The sequence below is a fragment of the Helicobacter pylori genome, assembly GCF_006439795.1.
In the GTDB taxonomy this organism is placed as follows: Bacteria; Campylobacterota; Campylobacteria; order Campylobacterales; family Helicobacteraceae; genus Helicobacter; species Helicobacter pylori_CR.
Genome location: NZ_VEYL01000001.1, coordinates 144,046 through 160,555 on the forward strand (window position 1 = coordinate 144,046; position 16,510 = coordinate 160,555).

Annotated in this window: 15 protein-coding genes and 1 pseudogene; 4 read left to right on the forward strand and 12 right to left on the reverse strand. The window is 39.4% G+C overall.

From position 1 onward, the window contains the following. Positions 1-6: 6 nt before the first annotated feature. From secD to FIM66_RS00665, 4 genes are read right to left on the reverse strand one after another with little or no spacing between them, the layout of a single operon-like run. Positions 7-1,584 (reverse strand): protein translocase subunit SecD, encoded by a 1,578-nt coding sequence (secD, locus tag FIM66_RS00650; RefSeq protein WP_140547796.1) that lies wholly within the window; start codon positions 1,582-1,584, stop codon positions 7-9. Next, positions 1,585-1,878 (reverse strand): preprotein translocase subunit YajC, encoded by a 294-nt coding sequence (yajC, locus tag FIM66_RS00655; RefSeq protein WP_140478002.1) that lies wholly within the window; start codon positions 1,876-1,878, stop codon positions 1,585-1,587. Positions 1,879-1,925: 47 nt separating this feature from the next. Continuing rightward, positions 1,926-3,242 carry a sodium/proton antiporter NhaA gene (nhaA, locus tag FIM66_RS00660; RefSeq protein ID WP_140547795.1) on the reverse strand — a complete coding sequence of 439 codons (1,317 nt, stop codon included), beginning with the start codon at positions 3,240-3,242 and terminating at the stop codon, positions 1,926-1,928. Between the two features lie 23 nt (positions 3,243-3,265). After that, positions 3,266-6,076 carry a RecB-like helicase gene (locus FIM66_RS00665; RefSeq protein WP_140599789.1) on the reverse strand — a complete coding sequence of 937 codons (2,811 nt, stop codon included), beginning with the start codon at positions 6,074-6,076 and terminating at the stop codon, positions 3,266-3,268. Between the two features lie 250 nt (positions 6,077-6,326). Between FIM66_RS00665 and rpsB the strand changes: the two genes are divergently transcribed. Together rpsB and tsf are read left to right on the forward strand one after the other, a co-directional pair. Beyond that, complete coding sequence (gene rpsB, locus FIM66_RS00670) at positions 6,327-7,121, forward strand: 30S ribosomal protein S2 (protein WP_000258276.1); 795 nt, start codon at positions 6,327-6,329, stop codon at positions 7,119-7,121. Beyond that, positions 7,121-8,188: a translation elongation factor Ts gene (gene tsf, locus FIM66_RS00675; protein WP_140599790.1), complete on the forward strand. Its 1,068-nt coding sequence runs from the start codon at positions 7,121-7,123 to the stop codon at positions 8,186-8,188. Before rpsB ends, tsf begins: the two co-directional genes overlap by 1 nt. A gap of 56 nt (positions 8,189-8,244) precedes the next feature. On the opposite strand, the pseudogene FIM66_RS08390 reads toward tsf, so the two are convergent. From FIM66_RS08390 to flgB, 6 genes and pseudogenes are all read right to left on the reverse strand, one after another. Beyond that, positions 8,245-8,310 (reverse strand): annotated as a pseudogene (locus FIM66_RS08390) (AAA family ATPase); the annotation flags it as partial. 324 nt (positions 8,311-8,634) lie between these two features. Further along, on the reverse strand, positions 8,635-10,482 hold the full coding sequence (locus FIM66_RS00680) for a peptidoglycan D,D-transpeptidase FtsI family protein (protein ID WP_140599791.1): 1,848 nt from the start codon (positions 10,480-10,482) through the stop codon (positions 8,635-8,637). Between the two features lie 6 nt (positions 10,483-10,488). After that, positions 10,489-10,614 (reverse strand): transcriptional regulator, encoded by a 126-nt coding sequence (locus FIM66_RS00685; RefSeq protein WP_080317549.1) that lies wholly within the window; start codon positions 10,612-10,614, stop codon positions 10,489-10,491. 23 nt (positions 10,615-10,637) lie between these two features. Further along, complete coding sequence (gene fliE, locus FIM66_RS00690) at positions 10,638-10,967, reverse strand: flagellar hook-basal body complex protein FliE (RefSeq protein ID WP_001147918.1); 330 nt, start codon at positions 10,965-10,967, stop codon at positions 10,638-10,640. Positions 10,968-11,093: 126 nt separating this feature from the next. Beyond that, positions 11,094-11,579 carry a flagellar basal body rod protein FlgC gene (flgC, locus tag FIM66_RS00695; RefSeq protein ID WP_140547791.1) on the reverse strand — a complete coding sequence of 162 codons (486 nt, stop codon included), beginning with the start codon at positions 11,577-11,579 and terminating at the stop codon, positions 11,094-11,096. A 12-nt stretch (positions 11,580-11,591) separates the two neighbouring features. Then, on the reverse strand, positions 11,592-12,014 hold the full coding sequence (gene flgB / locus FIM66_RS00700) for a flagellar basal body rod protein FlgB (RefSeq protein WP_000347766.1): 423 nt from the start codon (positions 12,012-12,014) through the stop codon (positions 11,592-11,594). Between the two features lie 205 nt (positions 12,015-12,219). On the opposite strand from flgB, the gene FIM66_RS00705 reads away from it, so the two are divergent. Further along, positions 12,220-13,386: an FtsW/RodA/SpoVE family cell cycle protein gene (locus FIM66_RS00705; RefSeq protein ID WP_140547790.1), complete on the forward strand. Its 1,167-nt coding sequence runs from the start codon at positions 12,220-12,222 to the stop codon at positions 13,384-13,386. A gap of 23 nt (positions 13,387-13,409) precedes the next feature. Here FIM66_RS00705 and FIM66_RS00710 read toward each other — a convergent pair whose 3' ends face one another. Together FIM66_RS00710 and FIM66_RS00715 are read right to left on the reverse strand one after the other, a co-directional pair. Continuing rightward, entirely contained in the window at positions 13,410-14,417 is a 1,008-nt protein-coding gene (locus FIM66_RS00710) for an ABC transporter substrate-binding protein (RefSeq protein WP_140474905.1), read from the reverse strand. A 187-nt stretch (positions 14,418-14,604) separates the two neighbouring features. After that, entirely contained in the window at positions 14,605-15,606 is a 1,002-nt protein-coding gene (locus FIM66_RS00715) for an ABC transporter substrate-binding protein (RefSeq protein WP_140489607.1), read from the reverse strand. Between the two features lie 242 nt (positions 15,607-15,848). On the opposite strand from FIM66_RS00715, the gene FIM66_RS00720 reads away from it, so the two are divergent. Continuing rightward, the gene (locus FIM66_RS00720) at positions 15,849-16,445 is read left to right on the forward strand and encodes a peroxiredoxin (protein WP_000961643.1); all 597 of its coding nucleotides are present in this window, start codon (positions 15,849-15,851) and stop codon (positions 16,443-16,445) included. Positions 16,446-16,510: the final 65 nt, after the last annotated feature.

The following is a 16,510-nucleotide window of genomic DNA, read 5'->3' on the forward strand; positions in this document are numbered from 1 at the left end:
AACCTCCTAAGCTCTTTTATTCACGCCAAACCAAAAATAAAGGCTTTTTGTTTGAGTGAGTTTAGGCAAAAGGGCTTGATAAATCCCTTGCGTGCCTATAATAGCGGTGATAATAGAGGCTAAAATCCCAATGCCTGTGGTGAGAGCAAAGCCTTTAATCGCTCCTGTGCCATAAGCGTATAGCAACACCGAAGCAATCAAGGAAGTGATATTGGAATCAAAAATCGCTCTACTCGCATTGATATAGCCTAAATGGATCGCCTTAGCGATGCCCTCATTCTCTCTTAAAACTTCTCTAATGCGCTCATTGATAATGATATTAGCATCCACGGCAATCCCCACGGTCAAAACAATCCCCGCCATTCCCGGTAAAGTCAGCGTCGCTCCAAAAATCGCCATGACCGCCACGATCAAAAAAAGATTGACCACTAACGCCATGCAAGCGATCACTCCCGCCATGGAGTAATAAAGCACCATAAAGCCCATCACTAAAATAAAACCCACAATGAGAGCGATAATGGAAGTTTTAATGCTGTCCTTCCCTAAGCTCGGGCCTATAATCCTTTTTTCTAAAACCTGAATGGGTGCGCTCATTGCCCCACTCCTTAAAGCGATCGCTAAATCGCTCGCTTGAGCCACGCTAAAATTCCCGCTAATTTGCCCGCTTCCTCCGCCAATACGCTCCCTGATCACAGGGGCTGAATAGACTTTATTGTCTAAAACGATCGCCATGCGTTTGCCCACATTCGCACCTGAAAAATCCCCAAAAATCTTAGCCCCTTGCGCATCTAGCGTGAAGCTCACCACCGGCTGGTTGTTTTGATCATACACCACTTTCGCATCTGTAAGCATTTCGCCATCTAAAATAGGGATCGCTTTGAGCAAGATTTTACCCCCCATTTCCACATCAGACAACAACACGCTGCCTAATTTTTGAGCCTCTAAATCCGTCATTTTCATCGCATCTTTATTGTGTTCTTCATCCACTGCCATCATTTGTAAATGAGCGGATCTTGAAATCAAGTCTTTAGCGCGCCGTTCTTCTTCTAAAGTCTTAATGCCGGGCAATTGCACCGAAATTTCTTCTTTACCTTGCTGAATGACTACAGGCTCTGCCAAACCAAATTGATCCAAGCGGTTACGAATGATCCCTATCACTTGCAAAATCGTGTTTTTACGCAATTCTTCTTGCTCTAAAGGGGTGAGCTTCACGCTATAAAACTCCGCTTCTTTTTTGATTTCAAACTGGCTATGACCCTGCAATTCCACTAAAAGCACGTCTAATTTTTTCGCTTCATCTTCATCTAAAAGCTCAAAACTGATCCCTTCTAAACTGGATTTAATGTCTTTAAGCAAGATATTTTGCTTTTTAGCGTTGTATTCTAAAGCGGACGCCAGGCTTAAATACTTGTTTTTTAAAGCCTCATCGGTTTGTACCCCTAAAAGCATGTTCAACCCCCCCCTTAAATCCAACCCTAAAGTGATTTTAGGGCCTTTAGTTTCTAGCAAAGAAGGCACAGAAAACCCTACCCCTAAAAGAAGCGCGCAAATAAAAACGATTAAACGAGGGTTAAAAAGTTTCATTCAGTTGTTATTTGGCGTTGTTTCTTCGTCTAATTTGAACGCTACATAGTTTTTAGAAAGTTTAGCGGTGGTGTCATCATTGAGCTTCACGCTAAAAAAATTCGCTTCCGCTTTAAGCACCTCAACGATGAACCCTCCTTGAGTAACGATTTTATCGCCCTTAGTCAAGCCCTCTATCATTTCTTTGTGCTTTTTTTGTTGCTGGCGTTGCGGGCGAACGATCAAAAAATAAAAAATAAGAAACAGCACCACAAGGGGCAAAAGCGTCGTTAGAATCTCTTTAATTTGTCCCATTCAATTTCCTTAAAAGATGTTTTAATCTCAAATTATAGCATTTTTAGCTATTTCTTTAAAGCCGCTCTTTGGTTTAACAAAAATAAATACAAAGCCCCTATGATCCCAGAAATCAAAGATCCGAGTAAAATCGCAATTTTTGCCACTTCCATAGCGTCCTTATGCTCGCTCGTGAAAGCCAGATTAGAAATAAACATAGACATGGTAAAGCCAATCCCCGCTAAAAGCCCAGCCCCTAAAATATGCCACCAGCTGATGCCTTTAGGGCGCGCGGTGATTTTAAGCTTTTCGCTTATAAAAGTGATTAAGAAAATCCCTAAAGGCTTGCCCAAACAAAGCCCTAAAATAACCCCTAAAAGCACCTTATCCACTTCTAAATTGATGCTAGAATCAACGCTCACCCCAGCGTTTGCAAACGCAAATAAAGGCATGATGAAATACCCGCTAATGGGGGCTAAAAAATGCTCCAATCTTTCTAAGGGGCTTTGTAAAGCGCTCGCTTTTTCTTCAATAGAATGCAAGATTTCTTGCTGCTCTTTACTCAAAAGCGCTCCTGAACTCGTTTCTGCGTACCGCTTGCCCAGTTCCAAAAGCTCTACATTTTTAGAATCTTTAGGGATCTTCACCGGTATCATAAAAGCCAGAATCACTGCAGCAATCGTCGCATGGATACCGCTCTCATGCACGCAAAACCAAAGCAACACCCCTAAAAGCAAGTAAGGGATAAGCGAACGCATATTCAGGCGGTTTAATACGGCTAAAACAAGAACCACCCCCAAAGCCCCTAAAAGCCATGCGAATTTTAAATTCGTGGTATAAAAGAGCGCGATCACCACAATAGCCCCCAAGTCATCAGCCACCGCTAGAGTGATTAAAAAAACCTTTAAGGCGGTTGGCACCTTCTTGCCTAAAAGCATGATCACGCCTAAAGCGAACGCAATATCCGTCGCCATAGGGATCCCAAAACCATGCTGAGAAGGCGTGTCAGCATTAAGAAAAAAATAAATCAATCCTGGGGCTATCATGCCCCCAAGAGCCGCAATCACAGGGAAAGAAGCTTTTTTGAAACTGGATAATTCCCCAAACAACAATTCTCGCTTGATCTCTAAGCCTATCATTAAAAAGAATAACGCCATTAAAACATCATCAATCCAGTTGTGCAAACTAAAGCCGATGAAAAAATCCCCTATTTGAAACCCAAAAGGGGTGTGCCATAGTGCAAAATAACTTTCTTTTAAAAACGAATTAGCCACCACCATCGCTAAAACAGCGTTTAAAAAGAGGAAAATCCCTCCAAAAGACTCGCTTTTAATAAAGTTTTTAAGCGTTAAGCTGAGCGCGTTTTCTGTTTTTTTGATATTCATAGACAACCTTAAAATTTTTAATTTCAAACCCATAATTTTTCAAGCAGTCTTTTATGAGCGTAAATAATGCCCGCTTGTATCTTAAAATGGGGGGCTTGAGTTTGCAAAAACGCAGCGTAATGAGAAACTTGTGCCTTATGGCTTTGTTGGTAGTTTTGAGAGCTTTTATAATCTAAAACATACAAATTTTGCCCCTTATCCCACAATAAAACATCAATCCTAGACACAACCCCTTCAAATAAAAAAGCCACTTCACCCCTTAAAGCCAAATTTTTAAAAAGAGCTTGTATCTTGGCATCGTTTTCAAAAAGCTCTAAACTTTCTTCTAACGCTTGGTAATCCAAACCATAAAAACCATGATGGTAGTTTAAATACTCTAAAACGCTTTTTTTAGGAATGTTATAAGCGTATTGGTATTCTAATCCCTTGTGCAAGGCGATACCAAAATGGATCGCTTCCTGGTCGTTATTCTTTTCATAATCGCTAGGCTCTTCTTCTATCTCTTGGACTTGCTCGCCATAGGCATGGGGCTTGATGAGAGCGCTTGTAATTAAAGGCTCTTTTTGTGGAGAAATAACCGGCGTAATTTCTCCCTCTTCTAAAGGTGCAAGATCCAATTTTTCGTGCATTCCTTTTTTGTCTTTAGCCACGACAATCAGCCCTAACTCAGCCCTAGTGAATGCGACATAATACACATTGGTTTCTTCATGATTTTTGGTCGCTTCTTCTTTATCTAAAACCCTAGCGTAATCTTTATCCACCACCTCACGATTTTTCATTCTGTAATAAAGGCGCGTAAGCTCTGTGCCGCTATATTCTTCAAGAAATTGATTGGAATGGCTTGAATTAGGCTTGCCCAAGCGTTCGCACACGATCGCATAAGGGAATTGCATGCCTTTAGATTTGTGAATGGTCATGATCTGCGTGCCTTTTGAATGGGAAGAAGCGATCTCTTTAGCCTCTAATTTTTCTAAAAATTCATTCGCATCTTCGCACCCAACTGCCAACTCCAAGCAGATTTGCGCGCACTCTGTATAAAGCTCAAACAATTCCATAATTTTCCACACAAAGCCTGCCACACTCTCTTTTTTGGGGTTAAAACCAGGTAAAGCGATCACATCATCATGCAAGTATCCAGCGAGTTTTAAAACGCTGTGCTTATAAAAGGGCTTGTAAGGTTCTTCCGCTAGAGCGTATTCTAAAGCGTTCTTAATGATTTTAGACTCTACAAATTGAGACAATCTCGCGCTAGATTCCGTGCTTGGGTGAATTTCGCTCAAACGCTCTTGCAAATAATTTTTGATTTCTAAAGCGTCCTTATTAGTGGCGCATAAAATGGTAATGTTTTTAGGATCAATACGATGATCTAAAAGGTTTTGAGCTTCTTGTAAGATTTGTTCTAACAACAATTCTCTTTCATCAGCCACTAAAGAGACTTTAACATAGCCACCTGTAACATGTTTATTTTGAGAAGTTTTAGGGTATTTTTGCTCCAAATAAGCGGTGGGGGAATTTTGATAAGCTTTTTTAAAAATGGTGTTCACATAATTAATGATTAAAGGCGCACTGCGGTGGTTGAATTCCAAATTATCGTGGTAAAAATCCTTAGAAACGCTTTCAAACAAAGAGCTAAAACTCCCCCTAAAGGCATAAATGCTCTGCTTGACATCGCCCACAAAAAACACGCTCCTGTGCCATTTCGCTTGCCCTATCCCGGCTTTAATCTCATCAATAAAAGGGGCTAAAATCTTATAATCGTTCAAGCTCGTGTCTTGAAATTCATCAATCAAAATGTGCGCAATCTTGCTGTCCAATCTGAAATAAAAAAACTCCGCCGGCATTTCTTCATAACCATTCAATAAGACATGAACCTTATCTTTAATCGCATCAAAATCTAGGGCTTGGATTTTAGAAGTGGCGTTATCATAAAGCTGGATGAATTTAGGGAATTTTTTAAATATTGCGGTTTCTTTGGCTTCATAATAGCGTTTTAAATCGTTTTCAATCTCTTCGCATTCGCTCTCTAAAGTGGGGATTTCATTTTTGAGTTTTTTAAAATAGCGGTACTCGCTCTTTTTTTCAAGCCAGGTTAAAGAGCTGTTTAAAAATCCCCTAAAACTATCGCATTTAATGGCTTTTTTAGCCTCATTTGACGCTGTTTCTATGCTTTGAATTTGTTCGTTTAAGCTTCTTAATTTTTCTAAAAAACCCTCTTCATCAAATGCAGGCTCTTTTTTATTAGGATCAAATAAATAGAGCTTGTTTTTTAAAAAACGCAGCCGTTCTAAAATAGAATCGCTCGTGTAACTCTCATGGCTTAAGCATTGAGTGATAAAAACGCTCAATTCCTCAAGCTGTTCGTTATTTAAAGCGCTCAAAAAACCCTCATTAAGCTGTCGTTGGTGCGCTTTGGTGTCTTCATTGACTTCAAAATTCGCGCTCAACCCCACAAACCAACAAAATTTCCTTAAAATGCTTTGGAAAAACGCATCAATGGTGCTGATTCTGATTTCAGCGTTTAAAAAGCGTTGGTAGATTTTTTGAGCGCTATTTCGCACTAAACTAGGGTCTAAATGGTATTTTTCTTCTAATTCTTTCAGGATATTTTGGGATTTTTCTTTTTCACTCTCAAGGTTTTCTTTTTGCAAAATTTTTAAATAGTCTAAAATGCGCTCTTTCATTTCGGCGGTGGCTTTTTTAGTGAAAGTGAGCGTTAAAATCTCGCTAGGATTAGCCCCCTTAAACAATAGGGCTAAAAACCGCACGCTCAAGGCGAAAGTCTTCCCGCTCCCTGCTGAAGCCTTTAAAGCCATGCATTGTCTTTTTGTATCCATTATAGCTACCCTAAATTTCTGTTTTGTCTTTATTATAACCTAAAAGCCTTTTTTACTTAAGCTAAAAAACCTTAATCTTTTGCTATAATCATAGGGTTTTGTCGTTTTTCTATCATTTTAATAGGAACAAGGCAAAGACAGCGTCAAATTCACACATGCTAATCCTTAGTATTTAGGTGTTCTTAAGAAATTTAAGAATCAAATGAGCATGGAGGAAGAGAACCAAAATAACTTTAAGGAGAATATTCTCATGGTAACCATGAAAGATTTATTAGAATGCGGTGTGCATTTTGGACACCAAACAAGGCGTTGGAACCCTAAAACCAAAAAATTCATTTTTGGCGTTAGGAAAAATATCCATATTATTGATTTGCAAAAAACCTTGCGCTATTTTAGATACACTTATAATATCGTACGCGATGCGAGCGCTCAAGGCAAGAGCATCATGTTTGTAGGCACTAAAAAACAAGCCAATGAGACTTTGAAAGAATTTGCTGAAAGCATTCAAGTCCCTTATGTCAATTACCGTTGGCTTGGTGGCATGCTGACTAATTTTAGCACCATTAGAAAATCAGTGAGGAAATTAGAAATCATTGAAGAAATGGAAAATAGCGGTCAAATTGATCTATTGACTAAAAAAGAAAAGCTCATGATTTTAAGGAAAAAAGAAAAGCTGGATAAGTATCTTGGTGGGGTGCGCCACATGAAGAAAATCCCTGATATGATTTTTGTGATTGATGTGGCTAAAGAAAAAATCGCTGTCGCTGAAGCGAGGAAACTCCATATCCCTATCGTGGCCCCCTTAGACACTAACTGCGACCCTGATTTAGTGGATTACCCCATTCCTGGAAATGACGATGCGATCCGCTCTATTAGATTGTTCTGTAAAGAAATGAGCGAAGCGATTTTAGAGGGGCGAGAACTCATGCAAGAAGAAATTGTCCATGCGGATGAAAATAGCGAAGAAATAGAGTTCGTGAGCAATGAAGAAAAAGAAGAAATGCTCGCTGAAATCCAAAAAGAAATCACTCAAGGAGCCGAATAATGTCAGAAATTAGCGCTCAATTAGTCAAAAAATTAAGGGACTTAACCGATGCGGGCATGATGGATTGCAAAAAAGCCCTTGTGGAAGTGGCTGGGGATTTGCAAAAGGCCATTGATTTCTTGCGCGAAAAAGGCTTGAGTAAAGCCGCTAAAAAAGCCGATAGGATCGCTGCTGAGGGCGTAGTCGCTTTAGAAGTCGCGCCTGATTTTAAAAGCACAATGATGGTGGAAATCAATAGCGAAACGGATTTTGTGGCTAAAAATGAGGGCTTTAAGGAATTGGTTAAAAAAACTTTAGAAACGATCAAAGCCCATAACATTCATACCCCAGAAGAACTGCTTAAAAGCCCGTTAGACAACAAACCTTTTGAAGAATATTTGCACTCTCAAATCGCTGTGATCGGTGAAAACATTTTAGTGAGAAAAATCGCTCATTTAAAAGCCCCTAGCTCTCATATCATCAATGGTTATGCGCATTCTAACGCTAGAGTGGGCGTGTTAATCGGTATAAAATACGATAATGAGAAAAACGCTCCAAAAGTGGTTGAACTGGCCCGAAACATCGCTATGCATGCCGCAGCGATGAAGCCTCAAGTGTTAGATTGCAAAGACTTTAGCCTTGATTTTGTCAAAAAAGAAACATTAGCCTTGATCGCTGAAATTGAAAAAGACAATGAAGAGGCTAAACGCTTGGGCAAACCTTTGAAAAACATCCCCACTTTTGGGAGCCGCATTGAATTGAGCGATGAAGTTTTAGCCCATCAAAAAAAAGCTTTTGAAGACGAACTAAAAGAGCAGGGCAAGCCTGAAAAAATCTGGGATAAAATCGTTCCTGGAAAAATGGAAAGGTTCATCGCTGATAACACCCTTATTGATCAACGCCTGACCCTTTTAGGGCAATTCTATGTCATGGACGATAAAAAAACTATCGCTCAAGTCATCGCTGATTGTTCCAAAGAGTGGGATGATGATTTAAAAATCACTGAGTATGTTCGTTTTGAATTGGGCGAAGGCATTGAGAAAAAGGCAGAGAATTTCGCTGAAGAAGTGGCTTTGCAAATGAAGTGAGATTTTAGAAAACAACTTTTAAAGGTTGTTTTCTTTTAATTTTTTAACTTTCTTTATTTAAAATTTTCCATTTTAAGGTGTTTGAAATTTTTGTAATTTTCAATCTCTATGCTTTTAATCATTTGAATTTCGCCTTTTAGTTAGCTTGAATTATGCCACTAGACATCGGTATAGTTGCTCTATTTTTACATTATTTTGATTAAATTTTGAATACTCACCTATTGCAAACCTTGCGTTTAAATTATAATAGCAAGCTAATCCGCATTCTTTTTGATTTAAGGGTTAGTTTTGATTATCTTTCTAGGGATCATGCAAGTCTCATTTTATTTAATTGGGATCAACCTAGCTTAAACAGATTTTTCTAATCTGTTCTCTAAATTTGGCCTTAATGCCACAGAGCCGGCAACTTAAGACTCCTTTTTGGGGTTTGGGTTAAAAAGAGCCTTTTATTTTATTTTAAAGCGGTTTTTTTCCAAAGCGTTTTGAATCGCAATAGAGGGCGATAGATAATTGTAACGCACTAAAATTTCGGTGATTTCTTTAAAAATGGGGGCTGCAATCTTGCTAGCGTAATATTCTTCCTTGCCATGCGAGCCTAAGATAACCACGCCGATAGTAAAAACCTGCCTTTCATCTTCAGCGAACCCAAAAAAAGAGCTGTTGTAGGATTCCGTGCTATAACTCCCGTTTTTAGCAACCCTAGCCGTGCCGGTTTTGCCCCCTATGTATAGCCCTTCAAATTGAGCGTTTTTACCTGTGCCATAACGCACCACTTTGATTAAGGTTTCTTTCATTTTCCTAGCGCTTTTGGGGCTAATGACTTGAAAGGTGGGTTTGGGGCTAGGGATGTAAATATCGCCATTAGGGGCGGTTTCTCGTTGCACTAAATAGGGGGTAGTCAATTTGCCTTCATTAGAAAACACCGCATAAGCCCTTAAAAGCTGCAAAAAAGTCGCGTTCAACCCATAGCCATAAGAGACGCTGCCCTTTAACACTTCACGCTTGAAAGCGGACAAAGGAGGGATCTTCCCTGTGGCTTCTAAGGATAAGTCAATGCCGGTTTTTTGAGAAAATCCATAGCCTAAAAGCCCGTTATAGAAATCCTCTGGATTTAAGTTTTTACTGATTTTTATCATGCCCACATTGCTAGATTGGATCAAAATGTCTTCCACAACGGCTTTTTTACTAGGGATAAAGTCGTCTTTAATGGTGTATTTTCCTAATTGGTAATAGCCATGGTTTAAATCAATGCGTTCTTTGGGGTTGATCAAATTTTTGTCTAACAGCAGGGAATAAACAATGGGTTTAATCGTGCTGCCTGGCTCAAAAACCTTTTCGGCAACGCTCAAATTCAAGCTTTCATAATCGCTGGTTTTAATGGCGTTAGGGTTGAAGCGCTTGCTTGAAGCCAGCGATAAGATTTCCCCGCTTTTAGGGTTAATGACACCCACTAGGATTTCTTTAGCCCTGAGTTTGTCTTTAGTTTTATCCAATAGGGTTTCAATTTCTCTTTGGAGTTTTAAGGGAATGCTCAAATACACCTCATAGCCATCAAGGCGTTCAACCTCTGTGTAAGAGTGGTTTTGAATGAAATTAAAACTCACATCTCTTTTGCCTGTTCTTATGCCATTTTGTTGGGCTTTAAACAAGTGATCTTGAGATTTTTCAACGCCTTTTTTACCGGTAGTTAAAGTGAGTTTGTCTTCTTCTTGTTTTTGCACATAGCCAATGATGGGCTCTAGGCTATTTTGATAAGGGTAATGCCTGGAAACGCCGCTCACTTCAATGTTTAGCCCTTGCTTTTGCCACACTTTATCGTGCGCGTCTTTGAAATTTTGAAAAACCCCAAAGGCTAAAAATTTCTTATTCAAGTCCCTAATATTAGCAGCCATATTGGGCGTGAGATCATAGGCTAGAATAATATAGCCTTTCGTATTGATGGCGTCTTTTAGGGACTCTTTAGGGATATTGCTATAGATAGAAAGGAAATCAATGAAAAAATCTTCTTTATCCGGGTTTAAAAACCTTGTATCAAAGCCCAGTTTGAAAAGGGTTTGCGAAGCGGCTAGGCTGTAGTTGTCTTGACTATAGATAGTCCCCCTAGTCGCAGTGTCTTGTTTGCTCATCACTAGAGTGGGCATGTTGGCTTGGGCAAAAAAAGCTTTTTTAAAAGCCACCATTAAAAAAATAAAAAAAAGCAATAAAAAGATTAAGGCCGTAACCATGCCCTTGTATTTTTGGGTTTCTAAGAATTGCTCTAGATTGAAGTTGGGATCGATGTTTTTATTATCCATGAACGCTTACTTGAAAATGGCGTAGCGTTGGATTTTCACAACGCATGAGAGCATGAATTTTTGATGGTAAAATCTATTAAAATGGGGTGCAACAAAAACAAACCCTCTCTTTAAAAAAGACCAAGCGATCATTTAAAGAGACGCCACTTAAGAGATTAGATCTGCGTTCTCAAAAGCTCTTTATAAGCACTGATCGCTTTGTTACGCACTTCAAGCATGAGTTTCATGCTCGTTTCAGCCTTCCCTATGGCGATAGCCGCTTGGTGCAAGTCTTTGATTTGCCCTGTCGCCATATCCGCTAAGGCTTTATCAGATTGCTCTTGAGTGTTGTTAAGCTCATTGATAGATTGTTTCAAGAGTTTAGAAAACTCCCCACCTTTTTGTTCTTTAAAGGTGCTGCCTGATTCTTCTCTTTTAGTCCTATTGTCTGTGTTAAGCTCAGAGAAAGGACTCAATAAGCTTTTATCATTGTGTATGGCTTGCATAGAACCTCCTTAAGCTCTTTTTTAAAAATTTAACTCTATTAAATATCTTATTCATTTTGTATTCTACTGATCTTTGGCTAATACTACCTAAATTTCCTTATACTACCATAAATTGTTACAAATCATTCACATTTGTAACATGCCAATCGCATTTTGCGCCATGTTTTTAGCGCTTTGAAAGGCTGCAACATTGGCCTGATAGGCTCTAGTCGCTTCCACTAAGTCCGCCATTTCAACCACCGCATTCACATTGGGGTAAGCTACATAGCCTTGAGCGTTAGCGTCAGGGTGGCTGGGATCGTATTTCATTAACGGCTCGCTATCATCGCGCACAATCTTATCCACCACCACGCTTGTAATGGGGATTAAGGGGTTATCATCGCCTTCATCTAAAGGGTCTTCATAGGGGGTAATTTGATTGTTTTGGGCGATTTTTTGGTTTAAAATCTCGTTGAAATCAAAAGCCCTAAACACCGCTTCTTGCCTCCTGTAAGGGCCTCCTTCGCTCGTGCGCGTGGTGTTAGCGTTAGCGATATTAGAAGAAATCAAATTAGCCCTTAAGCGTTGGGCGGACAAACCATAACTGCTAATATCAAAAGAAGATAAAAACATGCTTTCCCTTAACTATAAATTCTTACTGGAATCAATGGCGTAATTGATCACGCCTCGATACTTTTTTAAGGCTGAACTCAAGGCTAAATACATGGTAGAGTTCTTGCCCATTTCACTCGTTTCTATGTCTAAATCCACGCTGTTGCCATCATTTTTAGCCAAATGCCCATCTCTAAAAAAAAGGCTTGCCCCATCTTTAGCGCTATTTTCAAAGTCTAAATGCCTAGGATTAGTGTGGGCTAAAGGCAAAACTTTACTGGATTGGTTTTCAAAAATTTCCGCTTTTTTCTTCGCCAAAACGCTTTCAAAATCCAAATCCTTTGGCCTGTAAAAGGGTGTATCCACATTAGCGATGTTAGAAGCGATCATATCTTGCCTTAAAGCCCTATAATCTAGTGCTTTATAAACCAATCCAAACGCTTTAGAAAAATCCATCAAAACCCCTTTTTTAAACCCTTGCAAAATTAAAGCATGCAAAAAACATTCCAAAAATAGCTCATTTCCTCATTAAAGAATGCGATCCATTTCAAAACATGCTTAAGCTTGAGCGATAAGCCAATTCAGAGCCATTATAGTGTAAAATACCCCTAAAATACCTTAAGAGAACGCCTATTCAAAAACCAAAAATAAGGAAATCCTAATGACTACAGACAGAAACCTGTTTTTTTGTGCTTCGCTATTGATTTTTTTGGGGGTATTGATGAGTTATTCGCTCTCAACTTACACCACAGTGGTGCTGTATCATTATGGGGAATTCCATTTTTTCATACGCCAGCTTGTGAGTGCGATCATAGGGATTGTTATCATGTGGGGGTTGTCTAGGGTTGATCCTAGCAAGTGGTTTAGCCGTTTGGGGTTTTTTCTTCTTTTTATCCCGTCATTACTCATTATTGGCATGTTTTTTTTGCCAGAAAGCCTTTCTAGTAGCGCAGGGGGGGCGAAGCGATGGATTCGTTTGGGGTTTTTCTCTCTAGCGCCTTTGGAGTTTTTAAAGGTTGGCTTTACCTTTTTTCTTGCGTGGAGTTTGTCTCGCACCTTTGTGGCACAAGAAAAGGCTAATGTGAAAGAAGAACTCATCACTTTTGTGCCTTATTCGGTGGTGTTTGTGGCATTGGCGATTGGGGTGGGGGTTTTGCAAAACGATTTGGGACAGATCGTTCTTTTGGGGGCGGTTTTAGCGGTGTTGTTGGTTTTTTCTGGGGGGAGCGCGCATTTGTTTAGCTTGATTGTTTCAGGGGCGTTTGCGATCAGCGTTTTAGCGATTGTTACAAGCGCTCATAGGATTTTGCGCCTGAAATTGTGGTGGTCTAATTTGCAAAACTCGCTTTTCACGCTCTTGCCGGATAGATTAGCGAACGCTCTTAGAATAAGCGACTTGCCCGAATCCTATCAGGTCTTTCATGCAGGCAATGCCATGCATAATGGGGGGCTGTTGGGGCAAGGGCTTGGGCTAGGGCAAATCAAGCTTGGGTTTTTGAGCGAAGTGCATACGGACATGGTTTTAGCTGGGATCGCCGAAGAATGGGGGTTTTTGGGGCTATGCGTTTGTTTTATTTTGTTTTCTGTTTTGATTGTTTTAATTTTTAGGATCGCTAACCGCTTGAAAGAGCCAAAATATTCGCTATTTTGCGTGGGCGTGGTGCTGCTTATTAGTTTTTCTTTGGTGATCAACGCCTTTGGGGTGGGCGGGATTCTTCCGGTTAAAGGCCTAGCGGTGCCGTTTTTGAGCTATGGAGGGAGTTCGCTTTTAGCGAATTGTATCGCTATAGGGCTTGTTCTAAGCCTAGCGCGATACACGAAAGGCTAAAAATATCAGCCCTTTTTTTAAAATCAGTGCCACAAGAATGGTTCAACTTCTGCGTCATTCAAATCAAAAACCACTTTATAATAATCTTTGACTATCGCATTAATATCCACGCCTTTAAAGACTTCAGGGTGGGCTTTTAAAGCGATATACAAGCTAATGAGCGGGGCTCTAGGGCCGCCAATATCCATTGTGGGGAGTTTATAGACTTGCTTGTTTTTGATGGCTTTGATAGTGGAAAATTTAGGGTTGTTTAACACGTCTTCAGGCGTGAGTGGGCTTACCCACCAAATGAAAATGATTTCAGGGTTTTCTTTAACGATTTTTTCCACGCTAATGTCAGCGCGCCCAAACTTAACGTATTTCAAGCCAAAATTGTCTATACCCCCTTTTTCTAAAATGTCTGAGCTAATGGCCTGATGGCCACTAATTTTATTAGCTTTATGGAAAAGCTCCACCCCTTTTTTCTTTTTAACATTTTTCAAACGCTCGGCAATAAAGTCCAAAGTTTCTTGCATTTTGGCGAATTTTTTAGAAGCGTCAATTTCTAAGACCGTGGCTTGAGCTTGCATGGCTTGCATGGCCTCTGCAATCGTTGTCTCTTGAAAAGAAAGGAATGATATACCAAATTTTTTCGCATGCTCTACCGCTTTAGGGTTGCCCACAAAGGTTACCACAAGATCAGGGCTAAGTTTTTTTAAAAGCTCCACATTCAATGCGGCTGTATGATCGGTGCTCATGTGTTTGACTCGTTTAAGATCTTCGCCTTTGAGAGTGGTTTTGACAATGTCATCTTTAAAAGCGTAATCCGAAACGCCCACGACCCTATTCCAAACATTAAGCATGGCAGGCACTTCTACATAACTCCCTATATAGGCTATTTTGGAAACAGGAAGCTTTATCGTTTGCTCCCCAAAATAATCCTTGACTTTGACTTCTTGCGCTGAAGCGTTGCACACATTCAATAATAATGAAGCGACAAGCACGCCTAAAGAATAAGAAATGAAAGCTTTTTTAAAGCGAGTAACTAACATAACGATCCTTTTTGTATGATTTATGAATCGATTATAACACCATTAAGGAAATACAAGCAGTAAAAATGAAACTATTTTTCATAAAATCTTAATAAGATAAAAATATGGAAGAAAATTTTAATTACAAGGCTTGTTCTAAGCCTAGCGCGATACACGAAAGGCTAAAAAGCTTAGCCCTTTTTAGAAATCAATGCCATAAGAATGGTTCAACTTCTGCGTCATTCAAATCAAAAACCACCTTATAATAGTCTTTGACTATCGCATTAATATCCACGCCTTTAAACGCTTCAGGGTGGGCTTTTAAGGCAATAAAAAGACTAATGAGTGGGGCTCTAGGCCCGCCAATATCCATTGTGGGGAGTTTATAGACTTGCTTGTTTTTAATGGCCTTAATAGTAGCAAACTTGGGGTTGTTTAACACGTCTTCAGGGCTAAGCGGGCTTATCCACCAAATAAAGATAATCTCAGGGTTTTCTTTAACGATTTTTTCCACGCTAATGTCAGCACGCCCAAACTTAATGTATTTCAAGCCAAAATTATCTATGCCCCCTTTTTCTAAAATATCTGAATCAAGGGCTTGATGGCCGCTAATCTTATTGGCTTTATGGAAAAGCTCCACTCCCTTTTTCTTTTTAACGCCCTTCAAACGCTCTTTGATAAAGTCCAAAGTTTCTTGCATTTTGGCCAATTTTTTAGAAGCATCAACTTCTAAGGCTTTAGCTTGAGCGTCAATATCTTCCATGACCTCTGCAATGGTTTTTTCTTGAAAAGAAAGGAATGATATACCAAATTTTTTCGCATGCTCTACCGCTTTAGGGTTACCCACAAAGGTTACCACAAGATCAGGGCTAAGCTTTTTTAATAATTCCACATTCAACGCCGCCACATGATCACTGCTCATGGATTTAATGCGTTTAAGATCTTTGAGAGTGGCTTTAACAATATCAGATTTAAAAGCGTAATCCGAAATGCCTACGACCCTATCCCAAGTATTGAACATGGCAGGCACTTCTGCAAAGCTACCCAAGTAGATTATTTTAGAAACAGGAAGCTTTATGGTTTGCTCCCCAAAATAATCCTTGACTTTGATCTCTTGATTAGAAGCGTTAGCCACGCCTAATAACGATGAAACAAGAAGCACCCCTAAAGAATAAGAGATTAAAGCTTTTTTAAAGCGAGCGATTAGCATGACAATTCCTTTCGTATGATTTATGAAGCGATTATAACACCATTAAGGAAATACAAGCAGTAAAAATGAAACTTTTTTTCATAAAATCTTAAAATTTAAAAGGAAATATCTTTTCATTAACTTTTTAAGAATATACTCCACCATGTTTCCGCTGATTGAGTGGAAAGCATAATAAAATTAAATCTATTTTTTTAGGTTTAATTTTGATTCAACAAAATTTTAAAACACTTAAGGAGTTGTATATGTTAGTTACAAAACTTGCCCCCGATTTTAAAGCGCCTGCCGTTTTAGGAAACAATGAGGTTGATGAACACTTTGAGCTTTCCAAAAATTTAGGTAAGAACGGTGCGATTCTTTTCTTTTGGCCAAAAGATTTTACTTTTGTATGCCCTACAGAAATCATTGCGTTTGACAAAAGAGTGAAAGACTTCCAAGAAAAAGGCTTTAATGTGATTGGCGTGTCTATTGACAGCGAACAAGTGCATTTTGCATGGAAAAACACCCCTGTAGAAAAAGGCGGTATTGGTCAAGTAACTTTCCCTATGGTGGCTGATATTACTAAGAGCATTTCTAGAGACTATGATGTGCTGTTTGAAGAAGCGATCGCTTTGAGAGGAGCTTTTTTGATTGACAAAAACATGAAAGTAAGACATGCAGTGATCAATGACTTGCCATTAGGTAGGAATGCCGATGAAATGCTTCGCATGGTAGACGCTCTCTTACACTTTGAAGAACATGGTGAAGTATGCCCAGCAGGTTGGAGAAAAGGCGATAAAGGGATGAAAGCAACTCACCAAGGCGTTGCAGAGTATCTCAAAGAAAATTCCATTAAGCTTTAATGGTTTGATTCGCTGTTTGATCAAGAGAAACTTCGTTTTTCTTGGTTGAATCCTTTTCTTTTTAT

Coding starts and splice junctions, on each gene's coding strand:
- secD (WP_140547796.1), bottom strand. CDS start 1,584: ATGAAACTTTTTAACCCTCGTTTAATCGTTTTTATTTGCGCGCTTCTT.
- yajC (WP_140478002.1), bottom strand. CDS start 1,878: ATGGGACAAATTAAAGAGATTCTAACGACGCTTTTGCCCCTTGTGGTG.
- nhaA (WP_140547795.1), bottom strand. CDS start 3,242: ATGAATATCAAAAAAACAGAAAACGCGCTCAGCTTAACGCTTAAAAAC.
- FIM66_RS00665 (WP_140599789.1), bottom strand. CDS start 6,076: ATGGATACAAAAAGACAATGCATGGCTTTAAAGGCTTCAGCAGGGAGC.
- rpsB (WP_000258276.1), top strand. CDS start 6,327: ATGGTAACCATGAAAGATTTATTAGAATGCGGTGTGCATTTTGGACAC.
- tsf (WP_140599790.1), top strand. CDS start 7,121: ATGTCAGAAATTAGCGCTCAATTAGTCAAAAAATTAAGGGACTTAACC.
- FIM66_RS00680 (WP_140599791.1), bottom strand. CDS start 10,482: ATGGATAATAAAAACATCGATCCCAACTTCAATCTAGAGCAATTCTTA.
- FIM66_RS00685 (WP_080317549.1), bottom strand. CDS start 10,614: ATGATCGCTTGGTCTTTTTTAAAGAGAGGGTTTGTTTTTGTTGCACCC.
- fliE (WP_001147918.1), bottom strand. CDS start 10,967: ATGCAAGCCATACACAATGATAAAAGCTTATTGAGTCCTTTCTCTGAG.
- flgC (WP_140547791.1), bottom strand. CDS start 11,579: ATGTTTTTATCTTCTTTTGATATTAGCAGTTATGGTTTGTCCGCCCAA.
- flgB (WP_000347766.1), bottom strand. CDS start 12,014: ATGGATTTTTCTAAAGCGTTTGGATTGGTTTATAAAGCACTAGATTAT.
- FIM66_RS00705 (WP_140547790.1), top strand. CDS start 12,220: ATGACTACAGACAGAAACCTGTTTTTTTGTGCTTCGCTATTGATTTTT.
- FIM66_RS00710 (WP_140474905.1), bottom strand. CDS start 14,417: ATGTTAGTTACTCGCTTTAAAAAAGCTTTCATTTCTTATTCTTTAGGC.
- FIM66_RS00715 (WP_140489607.1), bottom strand. CDS start 15,606: ATGCTAATCGCTCGCTTTAAAAAAGCTTTAATCTCTTATTCTTTAGGG.
- FIM66_RS00720 (WP_000961643.1), top strand. CDS start 15,849: ATGTTAGTTACAAAACTTGCCCCCGATTTTAAAGCGCCTGCCGTTTTA.